Origin of the sequence: Methylophilus methylotrophus DSM 46235 = ATCC 53528 (genome assembly GCF_000378225.1) — a bacterium.
Lineage (GTDB): Bacteria > Pseudomonadota > Gammaproteobacteria > Burkholderiales > Methylophilaceae > Methylophilus > Methylophilus methylotrophus.
Window position 1 is genome coordinate 117511 of the sequence record NZ_KB905143.1, and the last position, 18788, is coordinate 136298.

General features: G+C 52.0%; 23 protein-coding genes and 1 riboswitch. Of the genes, 13 read left to right on the plus strand and 10 right to left on the minus strand.

The annotated features are described in order from the left end of the window. Positions 1-189: 189 nt before the first annotated feature. Positions 190-948, minus strand: coding sequence for an alpha/beta hydrolase (locus tag F463_RS0109085; RefSeq protein ID WP_245545200.1), 759 nt, complete (start codon positions 946-948; stop codon positions 190-192). Between the two features lie 16 nt (positions 949-964). On the opposite strand from F463_RS0109085, the gene F463_RS15025 reads away from it, so the two are divergent. Then, positions 965-1132, plus strand: coding sequence for an RNA-binding protein (locus F463_RS15025; RefSeq protein WP_018986766.1), 168 nt, complete (start codon positions 965-967; stop codon positions 1130-1132). Between the two features lie 4 nt (positions 1133-1136). Here F463_RS15025 and F463_RS0109090 read toward each other — a convergent pair whose 3' ends face one another. Together F463_RS0109090 and F463_RS0109095 are read right to left on the minus strand one after the other, a co-directional pair. Further along, positions 1137-2309, minus strand: coding sequence for a GGDEF domain-containing protein (locus tag F463_RS0109090; RefSeq protein ID WP_018986767.1), 1173 nt, complete (start codon positions 2307-2309; stop codon positions 1137-1139). A 54-nt stretch (positions 2310-2363) separates the two neighbouring features. Continuing rightward, positions 2364-2828 carry an EVE domain-containing protein gene (locus F463_RS0109095; RefSeq protein WP_018986768.1) on the minus strand — a complete coding sequence of 155 codons (465 nt, stop codon included), beginning with the start codon at positions 2826-2828 and terminating at the stop codon, positions 2364-2366. A gap of 68 nt (positions 2829-2896) precedes the next feature. On the opposite strand from F463_RS0109095, the gene F463_RS0109100 reads away from it, so the two are divergent. Beyond that, positions 2897-3256, plus strand: a complete 360-nt coding sequence (locus F463_RS0109100; protein WP_026295462.1) for a DUF2237 family protein — start codon at positions 2897-2899, stop codon at positions 3254-3256. Between the two features lie 272 nt (positions 3257-3528). Here the strand turns inward: F463_RS0109100 and F463_RS0109105 are convergent, their stop codons facing one another. Then, a complete protein-coding gene (locus tag F463_RS0109105) occupies positions 3529-3831 on the minus strand; it encodes a cell division protein ZapA (protein ID WP_018986770.1) in 303 nt (100 codons plus the stop codon). A gap of 2 nt (positions 3832-3833) precedes the next feature. Then, complete coding sequence (locus F463_RS0109110) at positions 3834-4070, minus strand: hypothetical protein (protein ID WP_018986771.1); 237 nt, start codon at positions 4068-4070, stop codon at positions 3834-3836. Positions 4071-4159: 89 nt separating this feature from the next. After that, a riboswitch (cobalamin riboswitch) is annotated at positions 4160-4370 on the plus strand. Between the two features lie 142 nt (positions 4371-4512). On the opposite strand from F463_RS0109110, the gene F463_RS0109115 reads away from it, so the two are divergent. From F463_RS0109115 to F463_RS0109155, 9 genes are all read left to right on the plus strand, one after another. Beyond that, positions 4513-6405 (plus strand): TonB-dependent receptor domain-containing protein, encoded by a 1893-nt coding sequence (locus F463_RS0109115; protein WP_018986772.1) that lies wholly within the window; start codon positions 4513-4515, stop codon positions 6403-6405. An 87-nt stretch (positions 6406-6492) separates the two neighbouring features. Further along, on the plus strand, positions 6493-7062 hold the full coding sequence (locus F463_RS0109120; protein WP_018986773.1) for a hypothetical protein: 570 nt from the start codon (positions 6493-6495) through the stop codon (positions 7060-7062). Between the two features lie 6 nt (positions 7063-7068). Then, positions 7069-7674, plus strand: coding sequence for a cob(I)yrinic acid a,c-diamide adenosyltransferase (gene cobO, locus F463_RS0109125; RefSeq protein WP_018986774.1), 606 nt, complete (start codon positions 7069-7071; stop codon positions 7672-7674). Beyond that, positions 7674-8960 (plus strand): cobyrinic acid a,c-diamide synthase CobB, encoded by a 1287-nt coding sequence (locus F463_RS0109130; RefSeq protein WP_018986775.1) that lies wholly within the window; start codon positions 7674-7676, stop codon positions 8958-8960. Before cobO ends, F463_RS0109130 begins: the two co-directional genes overlap by 1 nt. Next, on the plus strand, positions 8957-9628 hold the full coding sequence (gene bluB, locus F463_RS0109135; RefSeq protein WP_018986776.1) for a 5,6-dimethylbenzimidazole synthase: 672 nt from the start codon (positions 8957-8959) through the stop codon (positions 9626-9628). The genes F463_RS0109130 and bluB overlap by 4 nt, the downstream gene beginning before the upstream one ends. Continuing rightward, a complete protein-coding gene (locus F463_RS0109140) occupies positions 9625-10428 on the plus strand; it encodes a cobalamin-binding protein (protein WP_018986777.1) in 804 nt (267 codons plus the stop codon). Before bluB ends, F463_RS0109140 begins: the two co-directional genes overlap by 4 nt. Beyond that, a complete protein-coding gene (gene cobU / locus F463_RS0109145) occupies positions 10425-10949 on the plus strand; it encodes a bifunctional adenosylcobinamide kinase/adenosylcobinamide-phosphate guanylyltransferase (protein WP_018986778.1) in 525 nt (174 codons plus the stop codon). The genes F463_RS0109140 and cobU overlap by 4 nt, the downstream gene beginning before the upstream one ends. A gap of 15 nt (positions 10950-10964) precedes the next feature. Next, positions 10965-11777 (plus strand): DUF4198 domain-containing protein, encoded by an 813-nt coding sequence (locus tag F463_RS0109150; protein WP_018986779.1) that lies wholly within the window; start codon positions 10965-10967, stop codon positions 11775-11777. A gap of 32 nt (positions 11778-11809) precedes the next feature. Further along, the gene (locus F463_RS0109155) at positions 11810-12028 is read left to right on the plus strand and encodes an RNA-binding S4 domain-containing protein (RefSeq protein WP_018986780.1); all 219 of its coding nucleotides are present in this window, start codon (positions 11810-11812) and stop codon (positions 12026-12028) included. Here the strand turns inward: F463_RS0109155 and F463_RS0109160 are convergent. Further along, positions 12025-13476, minus strand: coding sequence for a cobyric acid synthase (locus F463_RS0109160; protein ID WP_018986781.1), 1452 nt, complete (start codon positions 13474-13476; stop codon positions 12025-12027). The genes F463_RS0109155 and F463_RS0109160 overlap by 4 nt on opposite strands. Positions 13477-13478: 2 nt before the next feature. On the opposite strand from F463_RS0109160, the gene cbiB reads away from it, so the two are divergent. Continuing rightward, positions 13479-14432, plus strand: a complete 954-nt coding sequence (gene cbiB / locus F463_RS0109165) for an adenosylcobinamide-phosphate synthase CbiB (protein ID WP_018986782.1) — start codon at positions 13479-13481, stop codon at positions 14430-14432. Further along, positions 14425-15417, plus strand: coding sequence for a threonine-phosphate decarboxylase CobD (gene cobD / locus F463_RS0109170; RefSeq protein WP_018986783.1), 993 nt, complete (start codon positions 14425-14427; stop codon positions 15415-15417). The genes cbiB and cobD overlap by 8 nt, the downstream gene beginning before the upstream one ends. Here cobD and F463_RS0109175 read toward each other — a convergent pair. From F463_RS0109175 to cobT, 4 genes are all read right to left on the minus strand, one after another. Continuing rightward, entirely contained in the window at positions 15398-16027 is a 630-nt protein-coding gene (locus F463_RS0109175) for an FMN-binding negative transcriptional regulator (RefSeq protein WP_018986784.1), read from the minus strand. The genes cobD and F463_RS0109175 overlap by 20 nt on opposite strands. A gap of 104 nt (positions 16028-16131) precedes the next feature. Continuing rightward, positions 16132-16698, minus strand: coding sequence for an alpha-ribazole phosphatase (gene cobC / locus F463_RS0109180; RefSeq protein ID WP_018986785.1), 567 nt, complete (start codon positions 16696-16698; stop codon positions 16132-16134). Then, the gene (locus F463_RS0109185) at positions 16695-17486 is read right to left on the minus strand and encodes an adenosylcobinamide-GDP ribazoletransferase (protein ID WP_018986786.1); all 792 of its coding nucleotides are present in this window, start codon (positions 17484-17486) and stop codon (positions 16695-16697) included. Before F463_RS0109185 ends, cobC begins: the two co-directional genes overlap by 4 nt. A 28-nt stretch (positions 17487-17514) precedes the next feature. Further along, positions 17515-18561 carry a nicotinate-nucleotide--dimethylbenzimidazole phosphoribosyltransferase gene (gene cobT / locus F463_RS0109190; protein ID WP_018986787.1) on the minus strand — a complete coding sequence of 349 codons (1047 nt, stop codon included), beginning with the start codon at positions 18559-18561 and terminating at the stop codon, positions 17515-17517. Positions 18562-18788: the final 227 nt, after the last annotated feature.

Consider the following 18788-nt stretch of genomic DNA (forward strand, 5'->3'; position numbering starts at 1 on the left):
CGCAAAAATAGCTAACACCGAAACAGACGCAGAAATGTTGCTTTTTCAGAGCTTAAAACCGATGATGACAGGGTCTAGCCCCAGTTAGCACAAGAGATGGGATGGCGACAGTGAGCAATAGAGAATAATAACCAGTTGCACAATACCGAACACAGATGCAGACTCTGCGTGAGTGATCAGGACCCCAGACTAGCCACCGCGCATGCGCAACCAGTTCACCACATCTTGTAGTAAACGCTGATTTCCACGCAACGGCCTGGCCAGTTTGGCAATCATATCCACATGGTCATATCCTTGATAGGTAATAAGCTGGACCTGGCCGCCCTTGGTTTCAACAGCATGCGCCAGATTGATTGAATTTCTGGGCCAAACGGTGTCGTCTGCCGTGCCGGTGAGCAAAAGCAACGGCGGGTTGTGTCCATTGGCAAAATGGATGGGTTGAGAGATCCATTCTTGCTCGGCTGGGGCAAAAATGGCTTTCAAACGATTTGAAGTCAAAGGAAGAAAATCGTAAGCGCCTGCCAGCCCAATCGTTCCAGCAATCGCATCCGGCTGCAAGCCCACTGCAGCCAGGTACTCTGCATTCAGACTCAGCATCACTGCCAAGTGCGCTCCTGCAGAGTGGCCCATCATGAATACACGTTGCGGGTCGCCATGATAGTGAGCAATATGCTCCTTAACCCACTGGAATGCGAGTGCCGGGTCCTGCATCAGTTGGGGAAACTTCACTTCTGGGTAAAGACGATAATCGGCGATCACCGTGAGATATCCCTGCGCGGTGAGTGCCTCTGCCACAAACAAATAGTCATTCTTGCTCCCCGAGTCCCAGCTGCCGCCGTAAAAGAACACGACTACCGGGAGTAAGTTACCGGAAAGCAAGCGAGGTCGATAGATATCCAGTTTTTGCCGAGGCAAGCCTCCAAAAGGAATATCCGGTACGACCGCCATCTGCCCCTTGGGAATCATGGCATTCAATATTGCAACTGGCCTGCATGCCGTGACCATCATTCCCAATAAACTGGCAAGCCACCCTCCTCTTATCGCATTAATATTTTTTGCAGACATTTCCGAACAGACTAAAGCAGCAGGAAAAGATTCCCTATTTCAATCACCACACTTGATACGCATTTAAAAACTCAAGGATGTGCGATAAATACGCGGTTACGGCCTTGCTGCTTGGCTGTATAGAGTGCTACATCCGCCATTTTCATCAAATGCGCCATGCCTTGCTGCTCACCTAGCTGAGATGTAGAAACCAGGCCAAACGAAGCCGTATAATGGATTTTCTCTCCATGACCAGTCATGACACTATGGTCAATCTCGGCGCGTAAACGCTCAATCACGCGTGCCGCTTCATGCAGATCTGTCATCGGCATGAGGATGCCGAACTCTTCACCACCCAGGCGGCCGACAATATCGCTGGTACGTAAAGCGTTGACGCACTTGAGGCAAAAGTTCTGCAACACCAGGTCGCCAGCATGATGCCCGTGTTGATCGTTGATTTTTTTAAAATGGTCAATGTCTACCATTGCAAATGAGAACGGCAACTCATACCGCTGGCTGCGCCGGATTTCAGATTCAAGCTCGTGGATGAAATGCCGCCTGTTGGCAATGCCTGTCAAAAAATCGGTAAAGGCAAACTTGTCAGCCTCAATATGTAATTGATAGATACGCCAGGCAACAAAGGCTCCCACCCCAAGAAAGAGGCTCAGAAGTAAGGCGGCATAACTTAAACCACGCTTGGTATGCTGTTCCAGACGCTGCTGGCTCTCATTGACATACTCAATTGCGTGCTGATGAGCATCTTTGAGGATAATCTCGTTTAGACCTGCCACTTTGGCAAAGCGGGCGGTCCACTCGGTTTCAATCAGCTGGTTAGCCTCAGCATAACGAGCAGCGGAGAGCTTTTGCAACACCTGCTCACGAACATTTCCCAACAAGGCAAGCTGCTGTTTGAGTTGCATGACCTGTTGGGGGGCACGGGAGTAACTACGGGCAATGGTTACAATCTTCTGCTGAGCTCGTTGCTCGCATGCATCAATCAATGCCTCAGCGTTTGCCAGTTGTTGGCGGTCTGCCTGGATCAGTGTGACATACAGAAGGTGACTGCGAATCTGGTAGAGATCAGCCTCCAGTGCGAGGGCTGCGTTTCCCACTGCAAAAGGGTATTCATAGAGTTTCCGCGTGGTCTGGTGCATCTCGCGCATGCTGGAAAAGTAAATCCAGATGAATAACAATGCGCCGACAAAAGCAATCAGGAACCCGGCAATCAGGATATACAATACGGCACGTTTTCGTGGTCTATTCATGCGCTCTGTCCTGGTCACTCGTTTGCAAGTTAAGAAACGCGACTGTTTCTAGGGTCATGAACCCAGTAGCGTCGTGATGACTGCCCACTCTTTGGGATCGACGGGTGTAATCGATAAACGGTTTCCTTTTTGCAAGGTGCGCATATTAGCCAGTTCAGGGATTTCACGCATCTCTTTCAAACTTAGCAATCGCGTTTTACGCACCAGCTTGACATCCACATTCACCCAGCGCGGATTTTCTGGTGTGGATTTTGGATCAAAATACTTATGTCCTTCTACAAACTGGAACTTGTCCGGGTAAGCCAGTTGACTCACTTCGCAGATCCCCACAATGCCTGGCTCGTCACAATTAGAGTGGTAAAACAGCACACCATCGCCGACTTTCATCTGATCACGCATAAAATTACGCGCCTGGTAATTTCGTACCCCATACCAGTCCACCGTCTGGTTGGGAAACCCCGCCAAATCATCAATAGAAACATCCGAGGGCTCGGATTTCATCAACCAGTAACGCGCCATGCGTGAAAACCTTCTTATGTCTGAAAAATGCCAGTATCATAAACCAAGTTACAGTACAGCTGACAATCATGACAAAAAACGTTCTTGGCACCCTTCTAATTCCTTGCAGCATGCAACCCCTCACCGGCTTTACGCGTGATGGCTGCTGCGGATTTCACCCGGAAGATTTAGGCCGGCATACCGTGTGTGCCGAGATGACTGATGAGTTCCTCGCTTTTTCACAGGCACAAGGCAACGACCTCTCCACGCCAGTGCCAGAATATGGTTTCCCCGGGCTGAAAGCGGGGGATCGCTGGTGCCTGTGCGCAAGACGCTGGCTTGAGGCCAGTGAAGCGGGTTATGCCCCGCCTGTGATTCTGGAATCCTGCGATGAAAGTTGCCTGGAAGTGGTTAGCCTGGCCGACCTGATGTATCACGCATTGCGTTGAAAAAGAAAAGATGTGCTAAGGGGTTACCTGAGCCGTATATCCTGAACCAAAAAGTTCAGGTGGTAACAGCCTAAGGTACATTAGGTTCACACGCCAAGGGCGTCTTAAAAGACTACCCAACTTAGTGCAATCTCACAGCACCTGATGAGCCGAAACCTATAACAAAGACTAGTTCAAGGAATTTTTGACTCAGGCAACGCCTTAGCACACCGTATTTTTATGATACGTCATTTAGTAAAAATGACGATGAAAAATTTGTGAAATGAAGCGGATTACAATAACTTGTGCTGGCCGGACAACACATCATCAATCTGCTGCTGCATGTCGGTAATGCGTTTTTTCACATCACCCACATCCACGCCACCACTGCGCGTATTCAGCAACTCGTGCGTGATATTCAGTGCCGCCATAATCGCAATACGCTCAACACTGACCATTTTGCCAGCGTCGCGAATTTCACGCATTTTACCATCCAGGTAGCCGACAGCTTGCAACAAACTGTCACGCTCCTCATCGGTACAGGTCACGCTAAACGCGCGGCCCATGATTTCGATATCGATAGGATTGGAAGCCATGACTAACGACCTTCCTCAGGCAATGCCGACAGTAATCTCTCAAGCTGTACACTCGCTTGCGTCATATTCAACTTAAGTGATTGCGACTCCTGATGCAGACGTGTCACCTCCTGACGTAACTCCACGTTTTCGTCACGCAGCTGCCCACACAAAGCAACCAACTTGGTGACACGCTCTTCAAGACTTTTCAAATCGGCATCCATCAGCCCATTATCTTTTAAAAAAACGAGTGTGGTCAATAGCTAAGCGCATTTTTTCAAAGTAAATTAAGAATGTATGACTCGCTCTGCAAGACTCACTTGCTAGTCAATGAGCAGCCTTTAGACTAAAATGCCCCAAGTTGTCAGGTGCCCGCGTCTGCGTTCTTGCAGACAAAGGTGAAACTGGGAAACAGGTGCGTGAAGTCATTCACAATGCCTGTGCTGCCCCCGCAACGGTAAGCAAGTGCGGGTCTATCCACATGCCACTGAGTTCAAACTTGGGAAGGCGATAGATCAAAACTTGCAAGCCCGGAGACCGGCCTAGCAACCAAACGTATGGAAATACCGCGGGGTGACGGTGACTCTAATAATAAAAGGCACTTGAGTATGAAGTGCCATTATCCTTCTAGTCTAAAACACATCTACGGTTTCCAATTTAAGTGTTCTGCATGCGGGGTCGCATGCATTATCGGAAACAGATATGAATAAAAAAATCATTTTGGGACTCATTGCCCTATATCCTGCCATCTCTTTGGCACAAGAAGCTTTTTCTGAAAACGCATCTCATCACGCCGCACTGGCTCTAGACGAGATCAATGTTACCGCCGCAAGAATTCCGGTTTCAACAAAAACAGCGACTGGTGATATTACGGTAGTAACGCGTGAAGAAATCGACAGAATGAAAGGTAGCTCCCTGCCGGACTTACTGAGATTACAGCCTGGTCTGCAAATCTCCACGAATGGCGGCATGGGAACAGCCAGCAGTCTTTTTGTACGCGGCACCAATGCAGAACAAGTTGTTGTCTTGGTAGATGGCTTGCGTATCAACTCAGCCACGCTGGGCACGACTGCATTTGAAAACCTGCCTTTGGCGCTGATAGACAGAATCGAGATTCTGCGCGGCCCTGCCTCAAGCCTATATGGCGCTGATGCCATTGGCGGTGTCATTCAAATTTTCACTCGTCGCACAAAAACAAATACAACACTCTTTTACGGCAATATAGGCGCTGGCAGTTACGACACTTACACGGGTAGCGCAGGATTTGACAGCCGCTATCAAGCATTACAATTTGGTGCCCAAATGAGCAGTTATGACACTCGAGGTATTTCCGCCAAAAAACGTCCAACACAAGCGATTGATCGTGATCGCGATGGCTACAGCAATCTAAGTGGCACAGCTTATGCGGACCTCGAATTTGCCGAAGGCCATAACCTGGGTTTACGTTTTATGGAGTCTGATGGACAAAACCAGTTTGACAATGGCTATCGCAATTACTCCACCACCAACCAACAAGCCTATGGTGCAACACTTAAAAATCAATTGACTGAGCATTGGACGAGCACACTGAAATATGGCGTTGGTCGCGAGCGCTCATTCAGCTTAAACGGCGTGAGTAGTCGTAGCGAATTCGACTCAGAACAGACTCAGATTACCTGGCAACATGATTATACGCTGTCGTTTGGCACATTGACCTTTGCCTACGATAGACTGGAACAAGATGTCCTGACTTTTTCTAATAGCATTCAAAGTATAGATAAAACACGCAATAACGACGGCTTTATGCTGGGATTCGTTGGCAATCACGAAGCCCACAGCATTCAACTCTCAGCACGTGAAGACCACAACACTCAATATGGCAACTACGTCACCGGTGGTGTAGGTTATGGCTACACAATCTCACCCGAGTGGCAAATCACTGCTCAATATGGATCGGCATTCAGGGCCCCTACGTTTAACCAATTGTATTTTCCAAGTTTTGGCGACCCAGTTCTGAAACCAGAAAAATCAGATAACGTTGAAGCAAGCCTACGTTATCAAACCTCCTCTATTCAGGCCAAGCTGACAGTATTTGAAAACCATGTTCGCGATCTGATCCAGAATGCAGGTCCTGCGACATCAGGTTGTAGTTTTGCAGGGTTCTGTCCAACAAATTCAGGAAAGGTAGAAATTAAAGGGATCACCGCTGAAAGCAGCATCGTTTTGAACCCTCAGTGGCAATTATCAGGGAACTTAACCATCCAGTCCCCACGCAACGATGCCACAGATAATTTGCTTGTTAGAAGAAGTCAGCGGTATGGCAATCTGCAACTGCAATACAAATCTGGCGACTGGGATATTGGCACCGAGGTCTCTGCTGCTTCGCAACGCTATAACGATGCAGAAAACAACTTCAAACTAGGCGGCTATGCTCTGGTCAACGCTTCACTCGGTTATAAACTGAATAATCACTGGAAACTTCTGGCGCGAGCCAACAATATCCTAGATAAAGATTACGTGCTGGCCACTACAAAAAGTTCATTCTCACCAAATGCTCCAGATTACAACACAATGGGCACCAATATTTTTGTGAGCCTGAACTACGACATGCAATAAACCTGAACTGGTGGATTTTGCCCAAGCCTGATCGAATTGGGCTAAAATTCACCCCTTGTAATTAATCTTAATTTTGGAGTCGTTGGCATGCCAAGTAAAATTTCAACTCAATCGCTGGCAATTGCATTTGTCATTGCACTGATGGTTATCGTCACACGTGGTCATCACTTTGCTTCTATCGACTTTTTACCTAGTGCGTCTTACGCAGCGTTCTTTATTGCTGGCTATTACTTGCGCTCAACCATCCTGTTCGTGGCATTGCTGGCTTTGTGCGCTGGCCTGGATATGGCAGCGGTGACCTGGGGCGGCGTGAGCAATTTCTGTGTGACTCCAGCTTATGGCTTCCTGTTACCGGCTTATGGCACGATGTGGCTGGCGGGTCGCGGGCTGGCAGACAATACCACCTGGGCAGTCAGCAGCCTGTTTAAACTGACTGGTGTAACTGTGGTTGCATCCGCGATTGCCGAGTTGTTTTCAAGCGGTGGTTTCTACTTCTTTGGGGGCCGTTACCCTGACCCAACTTTTGCCGAGTTCTTACCTCGTCTGGTCAAATATTTCCCTAAACAATTAGAAGCGATTGCGTTCTGGGTCGTTGTGGCACTGATCGCGCATGTAGTGTTTGGCATGGCTAAGCGCTCTGTTCGCGAAAACGCCTAATGCATCATGGAAACCGATGACCGCGATAGCCGCCACAAGGCGCGCATGATCCGCAAGAAAGCAGTCATTGATGAAAAAATCGAGCAGGCCAATCAGGAAAAAGGCCTGCTACTCATCCTCACTGGTAACGGCAAAGGCAAAAGTTCTTCTGCCTTTGGCATGGTGGCACGTTCCCTGGGCCACGGCATGCGTGTCGGTGTCGCCCAATTTATCAAAGGCCGTTCGGATACTGGCGAAGAAGCTTTTTTCCGCCAGCACCCTGCCGTGACCTGGCATGTGCTGGGTGAAGGCTTTACCTGGAACACCCAGGACCGCCAGCGCGATACCGAAACCGCCATGCGCGGCTGGCAAATTGTGGCGCAGATGCTGCAAGACCCTGCCATCAATCTCATCGTGCTGGATGAACTGACTTACACCTTCAAATACGGTTACCTGGACGAGCAAATGGTGCTGGACGCGATTGCAAAGCGTCCGCCCATGCAGCACGTGGTGATTACCGGCCGCGGGGCATCTGAAGCCTTAAGAAATGCTGCCGACACCGTTTCTGAACTCATCGACGTCAAACACGCCTGGCGTGCAGGCATCAAGGCCCAGGCTGGGATAGACCTGTAATGCAATCTACTGCCGCAAGCTGCCCGGCCATGCTGATGGCCGCCCCGGCTTCAGGCCAGGGGAAAACCATGACCACCGCTGCACTCGCTCGTGCGTACCGTAACCGCGGCTTACGCGTGCAGGCGTTTAAATGCGGGCCAGATTTTATCGACGGCATGATCTTACAAGTCGCCACTGGCAATCCGGTGTATAACCTCGACCTTGGCATGTGTGGCGAAGCCGATGCGCAACGGTTATTGTATCAAGCCGCCCAAGAAAATGACGTCATTCTGCTTGAAGGTGTCATGGGCTTGTATGATGGCAAGCCTTCTTGTGCGGATATTGCCGAGCACTTTGGCATCCCGGTTGCACTGGTACTCAATGCCAAAGCCATGGCACAGACCTGTGCAGCAGTCGCCTACGGTTTGTACGGTTTCCGGCCTGCCCTGAAACGCGCAGGTGTCATTGCCAACCAGGTGGGCAGTGATGGCCACGCCAATATGATTAAAGAAGCGCTGCCAGCTGACATCCCGTGGCTGGGCGCCATGAAACATGATGCCCAACTGAGCCTGCCAGAGCGCCACCTGGGCTTGCACCTGGCACAGGAAATTGCCGATATTGACCTCCGCATAGAAGCCGCCGCGCAACTGCTGGGGCCAGACTTGCCATTGCCACCGGCAGTGGATTTCGCGGCACCAGAAAAACAAGACATCCCGCCATTGCTGCAAGGGAAAACCATAGCCGTAGCCAAAGATGCTGCCTTCTGTTTCACCTACCAGGCCAACCTCGATTTGCTGCAAGCCATGGGTGCAGATATCAGTTTTTTCTCGCCGCTGCACGATACGCAATTACCCGCCGCAGATGCCTACTGGCTGCCTGGTGGCTACCCAGAGCTGCATCTGCAACAATTAAAAGACAATACAGCCATGCGGGATGGGTTGCAGGCGGCAGCAGACACCGGCACCCCCATACTGGCAGAATGCGGCGGCATGCTCGCACTGGGTGAAACACTGAATGGTCAGCCTGTGTTCGGCCTGCTCCCCGGCAGTGCAGAAACTCAGCCCAAACTGCAAGGCCTGGGCACACAGCATGCAACGTTTCCAGCAGCGGGTGCTGATACAACCACCATAGGCGCACATACTTTTCACTATGGCCGTTTTGAAACCAACTTGCCAGTGATCACACAAGGCAAAGGTAAATACGGTGCCGGTGAGCCGGTCTATAAACAAGGAAGCATCACCGCCAGCTTTTTGCACTTTTACTTTCCATCGAACCCGGCACTGGCTGCACAATTTTTCCTGCCATGAGTTTTGCTTATTCTGAGGCTGATAAAGCGGCCATTTACAAAGTGATTGCCGAGCGGCGCGATATGCGGCATTTTCTGCCGACGCCGATTGCGTCCGAGTTACTGCAAAAATTATTGCAGGCAGCCCATCACGCGCCGAGTGTCGGTCTCATGCAGCCTTGGCGTTTTATCCGCATTAGCGATGCCACTTTGCGCCATTCCATCCACAAACTGGTCGATGAAGAGCGCAAATTTACAGCGCAAGCGATTGGTGAATTTGACGACACGGACCGCATGGCCGAGTTTATGCGGCTTAAAGTGGAAGGCATCCTCGATTGCGGCGAAGTGCTGGTCGCCACCTTGTGCGACCAGCGCGAAAAACATATTTTTGGCCGTCGTACATTACCGGAAATGGATCTTGCTTCGGTCAGCTGCGCAATTCAAAACTTGTGGCTGGCTGCACGTGCAGAAGGCATAGGCATGGGCTGGGTCAGCCTGTTTGACCCACAACAATTGGCGCAGTTATTGAATATGCCAGAAGGCGCCAAACCAGTGGCGATTTTGTGCCTGGGCTATGTGAATACGTTTTACAAATCACCCATGCTGGTCGAAGAAGGCTGGACCACAGAAAAACCGCTGGCTGACATGCTGATGGAAAACGGCTGGCAAAATAACGAGAGGCAACCATGAAACGCTGGCCTGAGCGCATTGTTTGCCTGACCACTGAAACCGTCGAAGTACTCTACCTGCTCGGTGAGCAAGACCGTATTGTGGGCATTTCTGGCTTCACCACACGGCCTGCGATTGCGCGTAAAGAAAAACCCAAAATCAGTGCCTTTACCAGTGCCAATATTGAGAAAATCCTGGCGCTGCAACCAGACCTGGTGCTGTGTTTCTCTAACTTGCAGGCTGTGATCGCGGCCTCACTAATCAAAGCCGGTTGCCAAGTGCACGTGTTTAACCAGCGCAGCCTGGATGATACCTTGCAGATGATATTGACCGTCGGCGATCTGGTCGGCGCCAGTAGCAAGGCACAGCAGTTGGTAGACACTTACCAGGCACAACTGGCAACTGCGCGGCAGCAAGCGGCCACCTGGACGCGCAAACCCAAAGTGTATTTTGAAGAATGGGATGAACCCATGATGTGCAGTATCCGCTGGGCGGCTGAATTGATCACCGCCGCCGGGGGCAAAGATTGCTTCCCCGAACTCAGCCCCTTTCATAGCGCACGTGACCGCACAGTCACGGCAGAACAAGTGCTGGCCAGACAACCGGATATCATCATAGGCTCGTGGTGTGGCAAGAAATTTCAGCCAGAAAAAGTCAAAGCACGCGAGGGCTGGCATGCCATACCTGCGGTCCGCGACGGGCATGTTTACGAAATCAAATCGGTTGATATCTTGCAGCCTGGCCCCGCGCTATTTAGCGAAGGCCTGCCGCAACTGCAAGCCATCATGCAACGCTGGCAACAGCAAAGGAGCGACACATGAGCACCCATTTGATTTTAGGCGGCGCCCGCAGTGGCAAAAGTGCCTACGCCGAGCGCCTGGCCTCTGTGCTTGAGATGCCGGTCACGTATATTGCCACCGCGCAGGTCTATGACGATGAGTTTGCCAAACGCGTGGAACATCACAAAACCCGCCGCCCGCCTTACTGGAGACTGGTAGAAGCGCCATTCAACCTGGGGCAGACCTTGCTGGATAACGACGAACCTGAAACCTGCCTGATTGTCGATTGTTTAACCCTGTGGCTGGCACAGTGCATCTGCCCAGATTGTGAAAAACCTGAACGGCTGAACTGGCAGGCGGAAAAACAGGCCTTGCTGGCCGCGCTGCCACAGCTACAGGCGCACGTATTTCTGGTGAGTAACGAGGTCGGCATGGGCATTGTCCCGCTCGGTGAAATCAACCGCCAGTTCCAGGATGAGCAAGGCCGCTTAAACCAGCATGTGGCAGCAATTTCGGATCACGTCAGCTTTGTTGCGGCAGGATTGCCGTTGAAGCTTAAATAACAAGAAAGAAATATCATGAAAAAGTTTTCCCTCGCCCTTATTGTTTTAATCACCACTCTGGCTGCCGAGGCGCATGTACCGTTTTTAAAACCTAACCAGTTCAATGTCACCCATCACCGCCTGACCATTGAATCTGCGTTTACCGAGTTCCCGTTCCAAGCCGACTTTGCCATGGACTCGCCTAACTTCACAATCACCTCACCGCAAGGCATCATCACAGCAATCAAACCTGTCGCCAAAACAAAGGCTGCTGTCTACCTGGAACCTGAACTGAAGGAAGAAGGCACCTACCGTATCAGCACCGGCCAGCGTGTAGGGCCTGTTTATAAGGCGGTGGAGACGCCTGATAAAAAACTGTATTTTGCAGCGGATATGAAGCGGGTCAGCGGTAAGCCGACCACCATGAATTACTACAGCTATGCCGATACTTATATTTTCAAAGGGCAACAAAAATACAAGCCCGTACCTTTGAATAAAGGCTTGGAGATCATCCCTCTGACCTCGCCAAATGCAGTGCAATTGGGCTGGGAACTCAGCTTACAGGTATTGGAAAATGGCAAGCCGGTGCCGAACGCCCGCATTATCGTAGTCACCGATAACGAGCACTTTAGCAAACACCGGATTGAAGACCTTTACGATGTTGAAAACGTCAGGGCGTCCAATATCCACGCCAATCAGCAAGGCGAATTTACCTTCAAACCGCATAAAGCCGGACTGAATTTCCTGTTTGTAACGGTGCATCACCAGCTCAATGAAACCCTGTGGGAAAGCCAGAATGCCTCGCTGACACTGGAAGTGAATTTACCGCCAGAAACAAACAAGCCTTAAAATGACTGTTTCAGGCATTGAAGGGAAACACCATGGCAACGACGACTTTTCAATTGAGAGGCGAATATATCGCACTCTGTGATTTGCTTAAACTGGAAGGCGTGGCCGATAGCGGTGGCCAGGGCAAGTCCATGGTGGCCGAAGGTCTGATCAAGGTAGATGGCGCCATCGAGCGCAGAAAAACCGCCAAAATCCGCGCCGGGCAAGTGGTGCAGGCGTTTGAGCAGACCATTAAGGTGGTTGCTGGTTAAGCTGGCATAAAGTCTTTGGGAAAGTAAGGGGCAAGTGCTGACCAGTTGAAGTGCTGCAGCACGCTGTCTGCCAGTTTATCCAGGCTCTGCTCGCGCAACTGGGTGTAATCGTAAGCCACTTGTTCAGGCAAACCTGCCCATTGCAACCAGGCGGCGCAAGCTTGCGGATGGTCAAACAGGCCATGGATATAACTACCTGCCACCTGACCATCTTCAGACAATGCACCTTCAGCCACCCCGTCTATCAGGTGTACGGAGTGCCGCAAAGCGGGCCCTTGGCTGATACCCATATGAATCTCATAGCCTTGCACCGCCGCCTCGGCAAAGGCTAGCTTGCCAGAAACCTGTTTGAGCTGCTTGTGCGGTTCCAGTGTGGTTTCCATGGCCAGCCAGCCCAGGCCAGCGCTACTGCCTGCCTCACCTTCAATGGCCAAGGGGTCATGTAACTGCTGGCCCAGCATCTGAAAGCCGCCGCAAATCCCCAGTACTTTGCCACCGTAACGTAAATGGCGAGCAATCAAGGGCTCCCAGCCATGTTGACGCAAGGCAGCCAGGTCACCACGCACATTTTTGCTACCGGGCAGGATGATTAAATCAGCCGCTGGCACAGGCTCGCTCAAGCGTACAAACTGAAGGTCTACTTGCGGGTGCAGGCGCAAGGCATCAAAGTCAGTGTGGTTGGCGATATGCGGCAATACAGGGACAACCACCGTCAACTGAACATCGGTTTTTTTAGCACGATTGTTTGCAACCGCATCTTCAGCCTCAAGATGCAGGTCATGCATATAAGGCAGCACACCAATCACAGGTTTCCCGGTGCGATCTTCCAGCCAATCCAGTCCTGGTTGCAGCAGGGCAATATCACCGCGGAATTTGTTAATCACAAACCCCACTACCCTGGCCTGCTCACTTTCGGATAACAAGGCCAATGTGCCGACCAGGTGTGCAAACACGCCGCCTTTATCAATATCAGCCACAAAGATCACCGGGCAATCGACCGCTTCGGCAAAGCCCATATTGGCAATATCGTTGGCGCGCAGGTTAATCTCGGCCGGGCTGCCCGCACCTTCTACCACAATGCATGCATACTGCTGCTGCAAGCGTCGGAAGGATTGCAGCACCGCCTGCATGGCTGTTTTTTTGTAGTTGTGGTAAGTACTCGCTTCCTGGTTGCCCACCACCTTTCCCTGAATAATCACCTGGCAACCGGTATCCGAGTTAGGCTTGAGCAAGACCGGGTTCATATCGGTATGTGGCGGTAATCCGCAGGCCATCGCCTGCACCGCCTGCGCGCGGCCAATCTCGCCGCCATCTTCAGTCACTGCGGCATTCAGTGCCATGTTTTGCGGCTTGAATGGCGCCACCGCCACCCCGCTGCGGTACAATACGCGGCACAATCCAGCTACCAGCGTACTTTTACCGGCATCCGACGTGGTGCCCTGAACCATTAATGTTTTCACTGCCTGTTTATCCATCATTCGATTATCTCACACTCGCCGGGCTTGCCTGTGGCGCGGTGCTGCTGGATGCCTGGCTGGGTGAACCCCGTCGCTGGCATCCACTGGTCGGGTTTGGCAACTTGGTGTCGCAGCTTGAAAAGCGCTTAAACCCTTTACCCTGGCAGCCATTACGCAGCCAATACCTTTGGGGGCTGGTTGGTGTCATCCTGCTGGTATTGCCTTTCCTCTTTATCGTTGTGTTGCTCATGCAATTATCCATCTGGCTGGCGCTCGCACTCCATATGTATTGCCTGTATTTTGCCATTGGTCACCGTAGCTTGCGCCAGCATGGCCTGGCTGTTTATCAGGCTTTGCAAGCGGGGCAATTTGCGCAGGCACAACGCGCCACCTCGTATATGGTCAGCCGCGATGTGGAGGCGATAGAACCCGTGAGCGCCACCATCGAGTCGGTGCTGGAAAACGGCAACGACAGTGTGTTTGGTGCCCTCTTCTGGTTCTTTGTGGCTGGGGGCCCCGGTGCACTCGCCTATCGTTTGGTGAATACGCTAGACGCCATGTGGGGCTATAGAACCTCACGTTATTATTATTTTGGCTGGGCCGCCGCGCGGCTGGATGATGTACTGAACTACCTCCCGGCACGGCTCACGGCCATTACCTACGCGTTGCTCGGCCAGACATCACTGGCTTGGCAATCCTGGCAAACACAAGCGCCGTTATGGGATAGCCCGAACGCAGGCCCTGTGATGTCCGCAGGGGCGGGCGCACTCAATGTGCAACTAGGCGGCGCGGCGCGCTATCTCGGTGAATGGCATGAACGGCCACGCCTCGGCACAACAGTGGCAGCAACGGCTGAAGATATTCCCAGGGCGTTGCAACTGGTGCGCAATGGCATGCTGAGCTGGCTGGTGGTTGCCGTCCTCATTGGGGCGATGACCTATGCTTGAACACGGCGGCAATTTACAGCAGGCCGCGCAGCAATACGGCAGGCCATTGGCAGACTGGCTGGATATCTCCACCGGCATTAATCCGCAACATTACCCAATTCCGGCACTGGAGCCATCACTGTTTCAACGCCTGCCGCCGGTCACTGAGTCATTGCATGCGGCAGCCCGCGCTTATTATGGCTGCCAACACGTGTTGGCCTGCGCAGGCTCACAAGCCGCCTTGCAAGTGCTGCCCACTTTACGCCCGCCCTGCCGCGTGGCCATGCCCCGCACCATGTACCAGGAACATGCCCATGCCTGGCAACGCACAGGGCATGAGATACAGTTTTTTGAACAAACACCCGACAACCATATCCTGCAACAGTCGGACGTATTGCTGGTGTGCAACCCAAACAATCCCACCGGGCATTTATATGCAACCGACACGCTTTTAGACTGGCATGCGCAATTGGCAGCGCGTGGTGGCTGGCTGGTGGTGGACGAAGCCTTTATGGACACTACGCCACAACACAGCCTGGCCAGCCATACCGGACAAGCGGGCTTATGGGTGTTACGGTCACTCGGCAAGTTTTTTGGCCTGGCCGGACTCAGGGTTGGTTTTTTACTGGGTGAGCCGACAGCCCTGGCACAAGTTGAATCAAGGCTGGGTCCGTGGTCAGTGACCGGCCCAAGCCAATATATCGCGAGTCTGGCGCTGGCCGATCATGCGTGGCAACTACACATGCGTGCTGAGTTGCCAGCGCAATCAGCGCAACTGTCCCAATTGCTCAGCCAGCATGGCCTCACTCCGACTGGAGGCACAGATTTATTTCAATATGTGCCGCATCCTCAAAGTCTGCGATTGCATCAAGTGCTGGCCAAATATGGGGTGTGGACGCGTTATTTTGCCGCACCAGCTGCCTTACGCTTCGGACTACTATCCACCCAGGATTGGGATAGACTGAATGATGCACTGACGTTGGCGATTAAGTCTTTAAGCGATTAATCGTTTCCACGATCCCTGCCATTTCGCTGGCTTGCGTGTTAGCCGTACTTTTCAAGCCATACATCACACCCTGTTGATTTTCCAGCGGCTGATTCTGGCTTACCTTCCACTTGCCGGTCAATTGTGTGATTTCGATCTCAATGCCCACTACTGACTGCATCAATTGAGCAATAAAGTCTGCAGGCGCATCGCCCAACTGCCATGCCTGCTCAAAGGGGGCCTCGTGTTGGGCAGTCAGCGCTTCAAGATGTGAACGTAACCAGTGCACATCATTGATCACACGCAATTTGCCACGCGCATGTGCCACCACATAGTTCCAGGTCGGCACCACCCTACCGGTGGCCTTGGTGGGATACCACGAAGGCGAAACATAGGCATTGGGCCCATGAAAGATCACGAGCACCTCCTGAGCGTTTGCCGCCTCTTGCCATAAAGGGTTTGCACGGGCAACGTGACCGCTTAATGTCCTGTTGCCATCCAGATATAACGGGAGATGATGTGCATTGATCCCATCGGCGGAATGGATGACCAGGGTAGCGAACGGGTATGCCCGCATTAAATCGTGCAACGCTTGATCACTGGGAGCAGAAAAATGTTTTGGCGTATACATTGATGTTCATTCGATTAGTGTGGTGGCCCATCTTTAGAACGGGGCAAGTGCAATGATTTCTTTATATGAAGCCAATTAAGCTTCTGGCATACACCTCTGATCAACTACCTATTTACAAACTCCACCTTTGGAATCGTTCCCGACAGATCCAGCCGCGTGAGGCTGGCGTAATCCACATGAAAGCGGAAAAGGCCTTTGAGTTGCATGTTCAGCACATGTGCAATCAAGGCGCGTATCATCCCGCCATGGGTCACGACCAACACATGCTGGCCATGATGGCGCGCCTGCACTTCCTGCAAAAAATCGATGCCTCGCTGCTGCAAACCTGCAAAGGTTTCACCATTGGGAGGCGCCAGTTCGGCATAGTTCTGCGCCCACACATCAAATAATTCCCGTGGAATATCGTTCCAGGATTGCATTTCCCAATCGCCAAAATGCAGTTCTTTTAGTCGCTCATCGTGCAAAATGTCATCAAAGCCGAGCGCATGTGCCAACTTGCTGCAGCGTTGGAGCGGGCTGCTATAGACCGCATCGACCTGCTCATGAATCAGTTTTTGCTTTAGTTGCGTCAGCTCACTGGCAAAGTTGATGGAAACGTCAATATCGCTTTGGCCATAACAGATGCCCTCGTTAATTTGCAAACTGGTATGCCTGACCAGTGTCAGCCTCATACGAAATGCTCCCAGGCCAGCAGGCCCAAATAAAATGCCACCTCGGTCAATTGCTGGGTTGCTCCCAGCGTATCGCCGGTGTAGCCCTGCAAGTTTCGCAAAATCAGGCGACGCCACCACCACCAGATACCCAGCACCGGCAGCGCTGTGACAAGCAGAAACCTAATCGCAGCCATTGCCGAGTGATTCACACCCAGCATCGCGGCAAAGCCCAACCAGCACAGTAAACCAAACGCACTGGCTAACCACAGATCTTGCCGTGGCAGCGTCGTTGCGAGTGGCTTGGATTTACCGGCAGACCGCACATAACTTGTAGTCGCCATGATATAAACCGCTGCCAGGCGGCTCAGGGCATGCGCAGCGATCAAGGCAAACGGCAAGATTGCAGGGGTAAGCGCGGACAAAGCTTGGAACTTGAATAGCAGCACGCCTACCAGTGCAATCGCCCCATAACTGCCTAGACGGGAATCCTGCATGACTTCCAGTTGTCTTGCGCGGTCCATACCGCCACCCAGACCATCCGCACTGTCGGCCAGGCCATCTTCATGAAAGGCCCCTGTCACATAAATAGTGGCGGCCATACTACACAATACGGCTAACGCAGGTGGCAGGACCCAACTTGCCAGCCACCAAGTCACGGCTGCCATTAAACCAACCAGCAACCCAACCAGTGGAAAATACCTGGCAGCATGATTGAGCTCAGCCTCTTGAAAATCCGGCAACGCCGGGACCGGCAGCCGCGTGAAAAAACCCACGGCCAGCAGAAAATAGCGCCATTGCAGCTTCACTGGTCCATCCTCACTGACTTGATGACCCTCACTTTATTTGCCCACTGACGCCAGCGCTGTCAAAGCTGGCCATTTCATGCAGGAAAGCGGCGGATGACTGCAGCAAGGGATAAGCGAGCACCGCGCCCGTGCCTTCGCCTAATCGCAAGGCAAGGTGCAACAAAGGTTGAGCCTTGAGATGATCCAGCATCATGCGATGCCCGCTTTCATCCGAACAATGTGCAAACACACAATAATCCACTACTTGCGGATAGAGTTTGGCTGCCACCAGCAAAGCGGAAGTTGCAATGAACCCATCAATCAGGAGTGTGGCCCTGGCCTCTGCCGCAGCCAGTAAAGCGCCTACCATCATGGCAATTTCAAAGCCGCCAAATACGGCCAGTACTTGCAAGGGATCATCACCGGAAACGTGATGATGCTGCAAGGCTGAGGTCAGGACTGACAGTTTATGTTGCAAGCCCTTGTCACTGAGCCCGGTACCGCGCCCCACACACTGGTGCATAGGCTGCCCACACAACACACTCATGAGGCAACTGGCACTGGAGGTATTGCCTATCCCCATTTCGCCCAGCGCCAGTACATTCGTGCCCTGCATCACCACATCACGCGCAATCTCGGCCCCGGTGCGAATCGCTTCTGCACATTGCGCAGTGGTCATGGCTGGCTGTTGCAAGAAGTTGGCTGTGCCCATGCCCAACTTGGCATCAATCAGCATTGGATGTGGCTGCAGTACAGCATTCACACCACTATCCACGACATGCAGATCAAATCCATGCTGCCGGGCAAACACATTGATGGCTGCGCCGCCATTTAAAAAATTGAGCACCATTTGTGCGGTGACTGCCTGCGGATAAGGACTGACGCCTTCAGCCACAATGCCATGGTCTCCGGCAAATACCAGCATGGCTGGCTGCTGCAACACAGGATGTTCAGTTTGCTGCACCAGCCCGAGCTGCATCGCCAGGCTTTCAAGGCGGCCAAGCGCACCCAAAGGTTTGGTTTTCTGGTTGATGCGTTGGACAAGCGCCGCTCGCAAGGTTTCGTTGTGGATGGGCGTAATCTGGAATGTCTGCATATTGTTATTCTACCGATCAAAACTGAAGCGTATCAAAATAATCTGCTGATTCACGCATCAGGGCGTTTCTATAAATTCAAATTGCTAAGCCAGATAAGGCACGATTAAAAATTTGCCAGCATGCGTTTCACGCATGGCCTGCTTAACACACTGTATGCGCAACGCCGTATCGCGACGAAATTTGAATTTCTAGAAGTGTCCATAAAAAAGCCCCGCGATCGCGGGGC